Raw genomic sequence first — 14468 nt, 5'->3', positions numbered from 1 at the left:
ATTGATGCTTTCAGGAAAAACATTGCCGTGTCAAGATATTCATTTTATCAAAGGCAGATGTACAGGACTTTCGGGATGAATCCTTTCTACTGTCCAGCATGCAAGGTTAAAATGATTGTATGGGAATTTTATCATTACAGATATCCGCCCCTCAAAAAATACTATTAATATTTTATTAATCCAACTAGGTTGGATATTTTGTCGTAGACATTTGTATATTTATTTGACAAAAGAAAAGGAAAAGAGGCTGATGCCTCTTTTAAAATTATCAAATATATCAGTAAATACCTAAAAAATATGAATTTAATTTCCTTATAAATAAAAAATAAAAACATAATCTAACAAACTGGGAATGGAGATTTAAGTTTGAAAGGTTATGTTTTCATATATTAATGATTGTTTAGTTTAAAGTTAATAATAAGATTGTATTTCTTTAACAGTTTGAATTTTTTTATTATATGTTATTTTGTTTTTATAGTATTTGTATTTAACACATTAACATTAAGTAATAACAAAAAATTTGTAAAGTAGTAATAAAAAGATTTTATAATATTGATTTTGTCTATTTCTACAATATAATTTGCCACTAGGTAAAAAAGAGAATATGTTCTAGTAATGTTCATTTTCTATTTAATTATAGGAATATAACTTATAAAATAATTTTTAGATTTATAGTTTTCTATATACTTTTTGTTAATGATACTTTAGAAATATCTAGTTTTATTTTTAAACCTGTCAAATATGATATGTTTAAAGTCTAGATTCTATTTTTTAAAATTTTAAAATCATATTTTTCTTGAGCAATTTTTCCAATTGATAAAAGAGAATAATAGTTCACTTTATTAGGATAACGAGAAGCTGGATGATAATAATCAATTATAAGAATATTTTTCCATTTAGCAATTAATGAATTCTCATATATTTCCATATCATCTAATATTTGTTTCAAAAATTTAAACGTTTTTCCACAAATAATAATATCAGGATTTATAAGTTCTATTTCTTTTTTTATCCTTTCTTTATCCAAGTTAATAAATTGTTGCAAATCTTCATTATTCGATACTTTTTCTCCATTACTTTTTTTTATGTTAACAACAGCTATATTTTGAATCGTTGTCTGAAAATTTTTATCAGGATAATCAGAAATATTTTCAGAAAATGAATTATAAATAGCTTGAGTCCACATTGCTACTTTTTTCCACATACTCCAAGGTTCTTTTTCTTTTAACATTTTAGTAAGATTAAATCCATTTTCATTTGTATCATAAGCTTCTTTTAAAAAATAACAAACTTTAGGAGTAGATTGATTTTTCCATTTATCATAATTAACAATTCCATCAGAAATAAATTTTCTATATCCCTTTTTTTCATGTTGTTTTTTCCAGTTTTCTAAAAGAATTTTCAGCTCCTTCATTACAGAATTCTCCTTTTTTATTATATACTTGTGTTTCTTGAAATTTTGATTTATTTTATTATTTTATTAATAAAATAATCATCTTCATGAATTTTGATGTCTTTGAAAAAAGCTCTTTTTTCGCCTGTTGAAAAGCAATTGTTAATCATCTTTAGAATTTGTCTTTTTTCCCATTTATCTGCACGATAATAATAATCTTTAATTTCAAGTAATTCTCCCCTTGATAACTTTCCTTCTAAAGATTCTAATAGGGCTCTTCCGATATAATCTCCTGAATTCCTTTTCAAATTTCTAAAAGAACTTAATAGAATTTCTTTATTTTTAAATATAGGAATTGAATATAACCTTACTAAGTATACTTGGATATATTCAGGTATGTCTACATTTACCATCCATTCTTCAAAATTATCTTGAATTTCAATTATATCCTCTTTTTTCATACTTTCACATTTTATTACAGTATCAACAAAATATGGTATAAATTGAGGGAATTTTTTTAATATGTTAGGTAAATCTTTAAGTCGATAATATTCTTTTTTTGCAATAATAGTACGTATAACTGTTGTAATTGTCTTTTCTTCTATCAACATATCTTTTTTAGCATTATTAATCAAAGTATCTAAATCATTTTCTTTTAATGTCGTAGTCTCTGTACTAGATAATTTTCTAAATTTGCTAGGAATAAGACCTGAATAACCCCTTATTATTTTTGGGAAATTGGAATTTTTATCTCCATTCAAGTTAAAATTATTTTCATCACTTTTATTTTTTTGTTTATTGATATTAGAAATATCTTTAATTTTAGTTTTTTGTGTATTTAAAAACATTCCTTCTTTACTTAGTTTTAGTGTTAATAGCGCAAGATTATTATGAGCTTCAAATGAATTTTTTGCAAAAATTCTATAATCATCTACAAATCTACAGAAGTTGATTTTTTTTGATATAAGATAGTTATCAACTTCTATTAGTGCAACTTCTGCAAGTATTCGTGAAGCATTAGAGCCAACAGGCAGACCATAAGAATCTCTATTTGCCCAATATAATAATAATTCATTAATAAGAGAAATTATACTTTCATCAATTTTTGGATTTGACCTTAAAATAGATTCAATTCTATGGATATTTAATCTATCATAAAAATTTGATATATCACATTCTACAACAATTTTATTCTTAGGAAGTGTACTTTTCTCTAAAATTTTTTGTTTAAAAGCAGTGTAGTGGAAATTTTTATTAAAAAGTCTACCCTTAAAATTTCCAAATCTATAAGAAAAAACTCTACTTCTACGTTTATTTACTCGCATTTTTTCAATTTCACTGGCAATACTAATTACTAATGTTAAATATACGATTTCATCATAAATGTCAATTAAAGCGCATTTTCTATAATCTGCTAAATTTTTTTTAGGTACTAATACATGTCCTAATTTATGGATTTTCAGTTGTGAAAAATGATTTTGTTGAATAGCGGAACAAATTTTGCTACAAATTTCCTTTTTTACTTTATCAATCTTTAAATAGTCAATTTCAAAAGCCCGATTAAACAATTCTACATCTGTAGTTCCTTCATATAATATATTGTCTATGGCTCTAAAACAAGCTTTTCTTAATGTCTCTTTTTTTAACATAAATTTTAAAATATCTCCTTAAAAATAGTGATATGTTCTACTTTTTGTAAATAGTATAAAAATTTTAAAACTTATTATCAATTTAAATATTAATATTTTTGTTTTCTTTTTTTATTTTTCTAATATTAAAGCTCTTTTCTAAATTAGTTATATACTCATTCATTTAAGTAATGAAGACTTTACTCCCACTCAATAGTTCCCGGTGGCTTAGAAGAAATATCATACACAATTCTATTAATTCCGTTTACTTTGTTTATAATCTTATTTGACACTTCTTCTAGGAACTCGTAAGGAAGTTTGCTCCAAGTAGCTGTCATGAAGTCGATGGTATTTACTGAACGAATAGCTGCTACGTATTCATAAGTTCTTTGATCGCCCATAACTCCAACAGTTTTTACAGGTAGTAATGTTACGAATGCTTGATCTACTTTGTCGTAAAGTCCTTTTTCCATTAGTTCTGTGATGAAGATGTCGTCGGCTTCTTGAAGGATTTTTACTTTGTCAGGGGTTACTTCTCCGATAACTCTGATTCCAAGTCCTGGGCCTGGGAATGGGTGTCTTTTTATAATTGTATCGGGAAGTCCAAGTTCGTGTCCTACTTTTCTTACTTCATCTTTAAATAATTCTTTTAAAGGCTCAAGTAATTCAAATTGCAAGTCTTCTGGTAGTCCTCCTACGTTGTGGTGAGATTTTATTGTGTGGGAAGGGCCTTTTATGGACTGGGATTCAATTACATCTGGGTAGATTGTTCCTTGCGCTAGGAATTTTGCACCTTCCTGTCCTTTAAGTTTTCTAATTTCTTCGTTAAATACTTCGATAAATTCGTTTCCGATGATTTTTCTCTTGGCTTCAGGTTCGTCTACGCCTTTTAATTTGTTTAGAAATCTGTCTTTTGCGTCAACGAAAACAATGTTCAAGTCAAAATGTTCTTTGTAATATTCGAGAACTTTTTTTCCTTCATCTTTTCTTAAAAGTCCAGTATCTACAAACATGCAAGTAAGCTGATGTCCGATTGCATTGTTAATTAAAACTGCGGCAACTGAGGAATCCACTCCTCCAGAAAGGGCAAGAAGTACGTGTTCATCTCCAACAGTTTTCTTGATTAATTTTGTTTTTTCAATGATAAAACTTGAAATTTTCCAGTTTCTTTCACATTTACAGATGTTAAATATGAAATTTTCTAAAATTTGTGTTCCACATTCAGAATGGACTACTTCTGGGTGGAATTGCAGTGCGTAAATTCCGTTGTTGTTTGTAATTGCGGCGATTGAGGAATCTGTTTTTGCGATTATTTCAAAGCCTGTTGGCAGTTCTGTGATGTGATCATTGTGGCTCATCCAGATGTTAGAAGATTTTTTTACTCCTATAAACAATGGGTTATCGTTATTTTCTACTTCTAATACAGCTTTTCCAAACTCTCTCGAATCAGCCTTTTCAACTTTTCCACCATTTAAATGTGTGATAAGCTGCATTCCATAACAAATTCCTAAAATAGGAAGATTTAAGTTAAATACCTCAGGATTAACAGTTGGAGCGTCTTTTTCATAAACTGAGGCAGGGCCTCCTGAAAAGATAATACCTTTTACCTTTTCTTCTCCATTTTTTATTTTTTCAATATCAATTAAAGGCACAATTTCGCAATAAACTTCCATTTCCCTAATTCTTCTGGCAATTAATTGGCTATATTGTGAACCAAAATCAATAATAATAATTTTCTCTTTCACTTTCCACCTCTATCTATTAAATTTTTTTTCATAAAACATAATTTTATGTAAATATTTTAGCATTATTTTTAAGTTTTTTCTATATATTTTTATAAAATTTAATTCTCAATTATTCAGTAAGGTTATTATGGTTAAAAAATGTTTTTTCTTATTTTTATATATTCAAGTTTATTTTAAGCAGAGGTATCAGACGCCATACCTCTTATACTATTTCCCATTTAAATAGTATAAAATTATAAAAAATCACTTAAAAATTTTTTTATTTTTCTGAAATAATATGACAAATATAAAAAAATATAGTATAATATAATGTATTCAAACTCATTTAAAATTGAACTGACAAAAATTGATTAAACTTAGGATTTGAGTAAAATAGTCATAATTTTGGAGTTTAGTTTTAAAGTAGTTTTTCTACAATGTAATAATTTTAAATTTAAACTCAAATTTTGAATAATAAAGTTTAAAATTTGAAAATAATAAAAATAAAATATTGAAAAATAGGAGGTTACTTTTTATGGAAAATATCGAATTTGAAAGTTTCGATAATATCGAAAATGATGATTCAGGGCGATTGTACGAAATGGGGAAAAGCTACTATGACAGTGGTTCTGACATCTTGGCTGAAAAATATTTAAAGGAAGCGGCTAAAAGCGGAAGCAGAAAGGCTTTTCTCATACTTGCGGACATTTATCTTAAATACGACAAACTAAATCTGGCTGAAAAATACTTAAAAAAAATTGCTGATGGTGGAGATTTTGAATTACAGGATAAACTTGGAACAGTTTACAAAAGAAAATCCAACTTTGAATTGGCAGAATACTATTACAAACTGGCAATAAATAACGGGAATCAGAAATCTCAATATAATTTGGGAAAACTGTATTATCAATATAAAAAGAAAAATCTGGCAATAGATTATTTAAAACCTGTTGCCGATGAAAGGGATCAGGAAGCTCAGGTACTGCTTGCCAAAATTTACTATGACAATGGACAGGTTGAGCTAGCTGAGGAATATCTGCATAAAGCCAAAGATAATGGTGAATCATATTACTTGCTTGGAAAACTGTATGGAGAAAAACAGGATATTGAAACTGCTGAAAGACATCTTAAAACAGCAGCAGATGATTTTGACAACAAAAGGGCACAGGAAGTGCTTTCAAAACTTTATACTGATAAAAACAACCTCACTCTTGCAAAACACTATTTAACATTACTTGCAGACGAAAATCATTTGGAAGCCTTTGCATTGCTTGGAAATATATTTGCTGATGAAAAGAACTATAATCTTGCCTACACAAACTATAACCACTTTTTTGAAGGAAAGACACGTGAAAATGCAAAAGTTGATATGAGAAAAATTGACGAAGCAAAAATGAAATTTAATTTTGGAAAATGCTGTATAAAACTTGGAAAATTTGATGCAGCTGAACAAAACTTGAAAGGCAGCGAATATCTGAAAATTTCTGACAATGTAATTGAAGTTGCAAAACTTTATGAAGAAGCAGATCAGTTAAAACTGGCTATCCAATACTATAAATCAGCTTTACATCTGTAATTTAAATAAAAATAAAACAATAAATTTTAGGAGGAAAAATGGCAACTACAAAAACACACATTGGTAATTTTGAATTTGAAAACTGCTTTATGAATGCGGCGGGAGTTTACTGCTACGACAGAAATGAATTGGAACAAGTGACAAATTCACAAGCTGGAACATTTGTTACCAAAACTGCCACATTACAGTCACGTCCCGGAAATCCTGAACCTAGATACTATGATACAGCTTTAGGAAGTATAAATTCAATGGGACTTCCAAATTTGGGATTTGACTACTATTTAGAATATTTATTGGAATTACAGAAAACACATCCTGATAGAACTTTCTTTTTCTCATTAGTTGGAATGTCAACAGAAGACACTCACACATTACTTAAAAAAGTTCAGGAAAGTGATTTTAATGGAATAACAGAACTTAACCTGTCCTGCCCAAATGTGCCAGGAAAACCACAAATTGCCTATGATCTGGAAACTACTGAAAAATTATTAACAGATATTTTTTCATATTTCAAAAAACCACTTGGAGTAAAATTGCCTCCTTACTTCGACATTGTCCACTTCGATCAGGCAGCCACAGTATTCAACAAATTTCCACTAACATTTATAAACTGTGTAAACAGCATTGGAAACGGACTTGTAATTGAAGATGAAAGTGTTGTAATAAAACCTAAAAATGGATTTGGCGGAATTGGGGGAGAATATATAAAACCAACTGCTCTTGCCAATGTTCACGCATTCTATCAAAGATTGAATCCATCTATTAAAATTATTGGAACAGGCGGAGTTCTTACAGGACAGGATGCTTTTGAGCATATTCTATGTGGAGCTAGCATGGTTCAAATTGGTACAACTTTGCACAAGGAAGGGCCTGCTGCTTTTGAGAGAATAACTAACGAATTAAAAGCTATTATGGATAAAAAAGGATACAAAACTATTGAAGATTTTAGAGGAAAATTGAAATATCTATAGTTTATAAATAACAATATACAGTATCTGCTTGAATTTCTACAAAATCAGGCTAATAAAAACTAAAAATTTTTATAAAATATTCATAATTTTTGAGTTTAATTTTTAAAATGATACTATCATAAAAATAAATTTATGATAATGTATTAAATATAAATTTTTATAGTTAATTACAAGCAAAACTAGGTTAGGAGGTAAAATTATAGAAAATATTGTTATTCCAAAAATTAATATAAGCATTCCAATAATAATTGCTATTTTAACTATGTATGGAATATATATAGGATTTTTACAGTATATTTCTCAATATAATGAAAAATATTTAAATGAGGTTAAAGTTCTTTATTTATTAAACTGGTATAAACCATATAGAATAACTAAAAAAAAAATTTTTATTATAATGTTAACAATGTTATTATTACTTCCATTTCTTTATTTTTTTTTAGCGAAATACAATTTAATGAAATGTAAATATATTATAGCAATTATTTGGTGGATTGTGCTCATAATTTTATGTTTACTTTTTATTTTTCTTTTATCATTGAGCATAAAAATTATTAACTATGCGTATAGTGGTGATAAAAATATTAGCTTGAAATTATATGATGAAATTGAAAAAAATATTCAAATAAAATATTCTGATTTATTTAATAATATTAAAAATTTTAATCCTACTGATTTTTCAGAAAATTTCTTTAGAAATATACAGTATGATCTAAAAAATATTGAAACACATGATATAAAATCTTATTTAAAAATTATTTTTTATAAATCCTTAAAAAATCACGAACAAAAGAATTTAATAACTGGAGCAAGTACCGAATATTGTTTTTTTCTTTATGAAAAACTAAAATTTATTTCAAATTTGGATAAATCTATTTTATATGAATTTATATCATATGATTGCAATTTATTAAATAACTTTCCAGAATTTAGAGATAATACAACTTTTTTTAAAGATTATTTGAAAACAATTTTCGAATTTAAAGATAAAATAGAAAAAAATGATATTGAAAGCATTTTTAAACATTCTTTATTTAAAAACTCAAAAAATAAAAACTTATGTTCATTAGTTTTATTAGAAATTTTAACATCAGAATTTATTTCAACACAAATTGAAAATTCTAAAATCGAAATTTTATATAATAATATGAATATATCACAAAAAGTCTGTTTTATATTATACCAAATGTTTAATACTGATAATAAAAATAGTGTTAATTACTCAGGGTATACAAATATTACCTTTTTTAAAAAAGAATTAAAATCCATTTTTGATGATTTACCAAAAATTAATAATAAAAGAAAATTATTTATCGAATGTTCAAAGTTTATTGAAAATAATACTAATATTAATCATAAAGTCACGAAAAACGATTTAGAAAAAATTTTTGAAGATGGAAACAAACCCATTATTAGTTTAAAAGAGATTTATAAAAATTTTACTATATTTAGAAATTATAAGTTTAAATTTTTAATAGTTCAACATATCCTTTACAATGAAAGGACAGAAGATAGATTAGCTATAAATAGCATAATAGAGCATAATGAATTAATTGACTGGTGTAAAGACTATTTAAAAATTTATAAAAATTTTCCAAGCTTCATTGAATCAGATGATAATTTATATTCTTTTATGAAAAAAATATTTAATGACTTACTTTTATTACGTCATCATGATTTATCATTATTAGATATGCATCACATTTATTCTTTTAAAAAAGATTCCAATATTTTTAAAAATGGGATTTATAATATAAACTTAAATAACTTATTTTGTGATTTATCATTACAGGAATTATTATTCCTCTATAATAATTTTATACGAGATTCTAATATTTTTGTGAATTATATAAAGAATACTCTTTATAAAGAAGAGATTATTATGTTTATTTGTGTAAAATATGAAATTTTTTATGGTAAATTAAATAAAGATAACTTAAGAAAAAAAATAGAATATATATTAAATAAAAATAATATGAATATAGAAGAGTTTGCTGATAAAATATATAATTTATTAAAAAATTATAATGACATTAAAGTAAGCAAATATGAGGTATCAAAAATTATTAAATTTTTAAATAATATACTAAAATAGGTGATAAAAATGGATAAAATAAGTTTACTTCAAAAAATAATTGATGAAAGCAAAAGAATCGTCTTTTTTGGAGGTGCAGGTGTTTCCACAGAATCTGGCATTCCTGATTTTAGAAGTGCAGACGGAGTCTACAATCTAAAACTTGATAGGAATTTTTCTCCAGAAGAACTTGTTTCCCACACAATGTACGAAAAATATCCAGAAGAATTTTATGACTTTTATAAAAAACATCTTGTTTATCCCGATGCAAAACCCAATTTTGCTCATGAATATTTAGCAAGACTGGAACAAGGTGGAAAATTGACGGCTGTTATTACTCAAAATATCGACTGTCTGCATGAAATGGCTGGGAGTAAAAATGTTTTGAAGCTACATGGAACTGTTGACAGCAATACTTGTGTTATTTGCAGAAAAAAATATAATCTGGAGGAATTTTTGAAAATCTGTGAAACCGAAAGTATCCCTCATTGTGCAAAGTGTGGCGGAATTATAAAACCAGATGTTACTTTATACGAAGAAATACCTGATCCAGATACTTTTAGAAAGGCAATAAACGAAATATCCAGAGCCGATACATTAATTATAGGCGGAACTTCCCTTATCGTGTATCCAGCCGCTTCTCTTGTGCAATATTTTCAAGGAAAAAATCTTGTTTTAATAAATAAATCCAAAACTGAGCAAGACGATTTTACAGATTTGGTTATACATGAAAGTATCGGAGAAGTTTTTAAAAAATTAAAATAATTAGATTAAAATAAAAAAAATGAAGAGGTGAAAATGGTAAAAGTATTATTTGTCTGTCTAGGAAATATATGCCGTTCTCCAATGGCAGAGGCAGTCTTTCGAGATATGGTAAAAAAAGAAGGGCTATCTGACAAAATTATTATTGATTCAGCTGCAACAAGTCCTTGGGAACACGGAAATCCAGTTCATCACGGTACCAAAACTAGGCTCGCCAAAGAAGGAATTAGCGTAAAAGGAATGTATTCCAGAATTTTAAATAACGATGATTTGGATGCCGATTATATTATTGGAATGGATGAAAGCAATATAGAAAATATAAAACTTTTCGCAGATGGCAAAAATAAAGGCGAAATAAAAATGCTGCTGGAATATGCAGGAGAAAAACAGGAAATAAAAGATCCGTGGTTTACTGGCGATTTTGATACAACTTATGATGATGTGGTAAAAGGTTGTGCTGCATTGTTAGAATTTATCAAAAAGAATGATTTGAATATTTAATTTTATAAAAAATGCTTTTGAGATATTAATTTTCTTGAAAGTTTTTTTATGCAATTTAATACTAAACTCCATCTAAATAACGAATTTATTATAAATTTTTTAGTTTCATAAATCGTATAATATATTCTAACAAATTAAAAAATTATAGTTTCGTATTCAAATTTTTTTATCAGTTCCTTTTGTAATCGCAAAAAGAGAGATGATCCAAAAACCATCTCTCTTCCCAAATTTTACATTACTATTTAATTTCCCAAGAAGTTTCAATTTTGTTCTCACCTTTATGTGCCTTTCAAATAACTCTCAACACTTTCTCTTCTCCCTTTTCAACTATATTCTACTCCTATTTTGTTGTAAATACAAGTTTTTTTTGAAATAATAAAAAAATTATTATTAAGAAAAACTATTTGAAACTAAAACTTATTTAAGTTTCTTTGTTTAACTTTAAAATATATAAAAGTACACCTTTAATGCCTTTTTAAAACATTTCCAGTGTACTTATTTTTTATTCTACGATAAATAACCATTCAGAAGACAATTCATGTTCTCCATTGATTACTTTTTCATATTCTGATTTTAATAATTTATGAAATTTACCAGCTTCTGGTTTTGCATTAAAGTCCAGTTGTCCGATAGGACGTCTGTCCAATGATTCTGCATAAGTGATTTTCATTGCTGTTCCTGTTACCAATAACTCATCAGCTGAGAAAACCATTGATCTGTCAATTTTTCCACGAGTTATTTTATATCCATTGTGTTCAAGCAATTCCAATGCTGATCTTACTGTAATTCCTTCAAGAGCCGCATTTCCAGTATCAGGGATTATTATTTGATCTCTGTAAACAAGAATTATATTTGCAACTGATACTTCCACCACATTTCCTGCATCATCAAACATCAATGCGTCATCATAACCATTTCTTTGAGCATCACTTGTCGCAAGGAATGAGTTAATGTATGAACCTCCTGCTTTTGCCTTTGTTGGAATTGATGAATCGTTGTATTTTCTATAAGTTGAACTCATTAGGTCTAATCCACCTTCTGAACTTACATAATCTGCAAGCGGTAACATATAAATCGCTAAATCAAAGTCTAACCCTGCCTTCTTAGGTGATAATCTAGGCTCTTTACAGAAAATGAATGGACGCATATAAAAGTCTTCTTTTACATCATTCTTCTTAACTAATTCTGTAACAATATCCTTAAATTCATCCCAAGTAATGAAATATTCAAATCCTAGCATTTTTGATGCATTCATTAGCCTAATGTAGTGATCTTTCAGTCTAAAAATTGCTACTTTCCCATTTCTGTAATATCCTCTGATTCCACCAAAACAAGTTGTTCCATATTGTAAACTGTGTGTTGCAATACTAACTGTCGCTTTTTCAAATTCCACTATTTCTTTATCGAAATATGCAAATTTCATAAATTCTGCCTTTGCCATCTAATTTTACCTCCATATATTTCAGTATTCTAATATCTACTCTTATATTTTAGCACTTTTTTAAAATTATGTAAAATTTATTTTTTATACTTAACTATATATATTATATATGTTTAAATACTAAAAATTTAATTTTTTTCTTTGTTAATAAAATTAGACTCCATAAACTTTCATAAGTTCATCCAGTTCTTTTTTCTCTTCCATTTGCTGAACTTTTTTCATAGATAATGCAATTGATTTTCTCTTTTCATTAATATCTGTAATTACAGCCTCAACTTTATCTCCAACTGAGAACTTTTCAGAAATATCCTTCAAAAATTCCTCTGTCAATTCACGTTTTGGTATAATTCCGTTAAATCTGTCTGTCAGTTTAACAAGCACAAAGTTTTCCTGAACTTCTACAATTTCAGTATTTACAATGTTTCCTTTCTTATATTGCTCAATTGCTTCTTTCCAAGGCGATTTTTGCAGCTGCTTAATACTTCCAGACAATTTTTTATCCAATTTATCAACCACAATTACCTTAAATTCCACTTCATCGCCAACTTTGTATTCCTTATGCTCTTTTCTGTCCCATGAAAATTCATTTTTGTGAATAAATACTTCAATCCCTTTTTCCAGTTCCACAAAAATTCCATAATCCTGAACATTCATAATTTTTCCAGTAAACACATTATCAAAGTCATAAGTTTCCTCAAGAACTTCCCATCTGTCGTCCAGCAATGCCTTAGCACTCAATGTAATTCTATTTTTTTCATCATTAAAGTCAACTATTTTAAATTTAATTAAATCTCCTGCCTTATATTTTGAAGATAAGTTCGCTTCCCTCTTGTAAGACAAATCAGATACATGTAAAAGCCCATCAATATCCTTTTCCAGTGAAATTAGCAACCCAAAGTCAAACACTTCTGTTACTGGTTTTTCCAAAATATCTCCAATATGGTATTTTTCCTTAACTGTATCCCACGGATTTTCTGACAATTGTTTTACACTTAACTTGACATTTTTCTTATCATTTTCAACCTGAATAATTTTTGCAGAAAATTTATCCCCTTCCTTGTAATTCTTAAGTTCTTTAGCCCCATTGTGCCAAGCCAGTTCAGAAACATGTACAAATCCAGAATTATCATCAACAGTTACAACTAGCCCAAAATCAAGCACATCCTTTACAACGGCTTCCACTATATCTCCCACATGATGACTTGCCGCAAATGAAATCCAAGGATCTTCCGACAATTGTTTTATACTCAATTTCAATCTATTTTTTTCAGCATCCTTCTCGATAATTTTAGCACTTATTTCATCACCAATTTTGTATCTTTCAGTCAAATTATCCACTTGATCCCAAGAAATTTCCGATATATGAATAAATCCGCTAGTTGCTTCCAAGTCTAAAATAATTCCGAAATCAAATATTTCCTTAACTTTCCCAGTAACAACATCTCCAATATTCACATTTTCAAAATATTTTTCCTCTTCAATTTTTATTAAATCACTTCTTGAAATAGTTATATTACTTTTATTTTTTTCTTTTATTAAAAACTTAAATTTTTGTCCTGTATAATCTTTGTTCTTATCAAATCTGGCAAGTGAAAATGGCAAAAATGCCTCATTTTTCCCAATTCTTACAGTATATCCACCTTTAATCTTCTTAATAATTTCTCCAGTTACAATGTCGTCCACATTAAATGAAGCAAGTTCTTTTGCCTTATCCAGCACAAATTTTGAAACAATGATATTTTCATCATCTTCCCTTAAAACTTTTACTTCAATTTTATCTCCTATTTCAAAATCTTTAACTTCGCTTGCATAAATTCTTCCTTCCTTTTTTGCATTCAAATCAAGAAATCCATAATCCAGCTCTTTTCTAGTAATTATTCCTTCCACTACATCTCCAGATTTTTTTTCTTCTGGTAAATACTCTTCCAATAATACTTCAAATTCTTTTTCGTTCATTTTGCACTCCAGAACTGTCTTGTAAAAGTCAGTTCTTTCTCCCTTCTTTATATTTTGTTTATAAAATTATTTTTCAAAAAATTTATCAATTTCAATCATTTGTCTTAATTCTTCCAATAGTTTGCTTTCTTCTTCACTATTTCCCTCATTTTCTGAAACTGCCCTAAGTTTTAATTTTTCTCCTTTTGCAGCCCCAAGAGTCATCACTCCAAACACATTTTTCCCATCAACAATTTCATTTTCTCCAACTTTTTCTATTTCCAAAGTTGCTTTGTATCGTTTTGCAATATTCACAATCTGCCCTGCTGGACGTGCATGAACTCCTTGTTCATTTTTTATTTCCACAATAATTTCCTTCATAATTGCCCTTCCTAAAGCTATGACTATGCTACTCAAATCCTAGTTTTTCTTAATTTTTACCAGTTTAATTTTAAATAGGCTC

General features: G+C 27.6%; 11 protein-coding genes. 5 read left to right on the top strand and 6 right to left on the bottom strand.

The window, feature by feature from the left end; translation table 11 throughout:
* Positions 1-757 precede the first annotated feature (757 nt).
* From K324_RS0107185 to guaA, 3 genes are all read right to left on the bottom strand, one after another.
* Positions 758-1414 carry a uracil-DNA glycosylase family protein gene (locus tag K324_RS0107185; RefSeq protein ID WP_036095302.1) on the bottom strand — a complete coding sequence of 219 codons (657 nt, stop codon included), beginning with the start codon at positions 1412-1414 and terminating at the stop codon, positions 758-760.
* A gap of 50 nt (positions 1415-1464) precedes the next feature.
* On the bottom strand, positions 1465-3042 hold the full coding sequence (locus K324_RS0107180; RefSeq protein WP_051354413.1) for an RNA-directed DNA polymerase: 1578 nt from the start codon (positions 3040-3042) through the stop codon (positions 1465-1467).
* A gap of 179 nt (positions 3043-3221) precedes the next feature.
* On the bottom strand, positions 3222-4766 hold the full coding sequence (gene guaA / locus K324_RS0107175) for a glutamine-hydrolyzing GMP synthase (protein ID WP_026748568.1): 1545 nt from the start codon (positions 4764-4766) through the stop codon (positions 3222-3224).
* A gap of 514 nt (positions 4767-5280) precedes the next feature.
* Here guaA and K324_RS0107170 point away from each other — a divergent pair.
* The 5 genes from K324_RS0107170 to K324_RS0107150 all read left to right on the top strand — a co-directional run bounded on the left by K324_RS0107170 (position 5281) and on the right by K324_RS0107150 (position 10629).
* On the top strand, positions 5281-6321 hold the full coding sequence (locus K324_RS0107170; RefSeq protein ID WP_026748567.1) for a tetratricopeptide repeat protein: 1041 nt from the start codon (positions 5281-5283) through the stop codon (positions 6319-6321).
* Between the two features lie 38 nt (positions 6322-6359).
* Entirely contained in the window at positions 6360-7292 is a 933-nt protein-coding gene (locus K324_RS0107165) for a dihydroorotate oxidase (protein ID WP_026748566.1), read from the top strand.
* 457 nt (positions 7293-7749) lie between these two features.
* Entirely contained in the window at positions 7750-9387 is a 1638-nt protein-coding gene (locus tag K324_RS0107160; RefSeq protein ID WP_169720570.1) for a hypothetical protein, read from the top strand.
* Between the two features lie 9 nt (positions 9388-9396).
* Complete coding sequence (locus K324_RS0107155; protein ID WP_026748564.1) at positions 9397-10131, top strand: NAD-dependent protein deacylase; 735 nt, start codon at positions 9397-9399, stop codon at positions 10129-10131.
* Between the two features lie 33 nt (positions 10132-10164).
* Positions 10165-10629, top strand: coding sequence for a low molecular weight protein-tyrosine-phosphatase (locus tag K324_RS0107150; RefSeq protein WP_026748563.1), 465 nt, complete (start codon positions 10165-10167; stop codon positions 10627-10629).
* 502 nt (positions 10630-11131) lie between these two features.
* Here the strand turns inward: K324_RS0107150 and K324_RS0107140 are convergent.
* From K324_RS0107140 to K324_RS0107130, 3 genes are all read right to left on the bottom strand, one after another.
* On the bottom strand, positions 11132-12070 hold the full coding sequence (locus K324_RS0107140; RefSeq protein WP_026748562.1) for a branched-chain amino acid transaminase: 939 nt from the start codon (positions 12068-12070) through the stop codon (positions 11132-11134).
* Positions 12071-12223: 153 nt separating this feature from the next.
* The gene (locus tag K324_RS0107135) at positions 12224-14026 is read right to left on the bottom strand and encodes a S1 RNA-binding domain-containing protein (RefSeq protein WP_026748561.1); all 1803 of its coding nucleotides are present in this window, start codon (positions 14024-14026) and stop codon (positions 12224-12226) included.
* A 66-nt stretch (positions 14027-14092) separates the two neighbouring features.
* Positions 14093-14386 carry an HPr family phosphocarrier protein gene (locus K324_RS0107130; RefSeq protein WP_026748560.1) on the bottom strand — a complete coding sequence of 98 codons (294 nt, stop codon included), beginning with the start codon at positions 14384-14386 and terminating at the stop codon, positions 14093-14095.
* Positions 14387-14468: the final 82 nt, after the last annotated feature.

Origin of the sequence: Leptotrichia trevisanii DSM 22070, assembly GCF_000482505.1 — a bacterium.
Taxonomy (GTDB): Bacteria; Fusobacteriota; Fusobacteriia; order Fusobacteriales; family Leptotrichiaceae; genus Leptotrichia; species Leptotrichia trevisanii.
The sequence above is the reverse complement of the archived record's forward strand: the minus strand, read 5'-3'. Positions and strand labels throughout refer to the sequence as shown.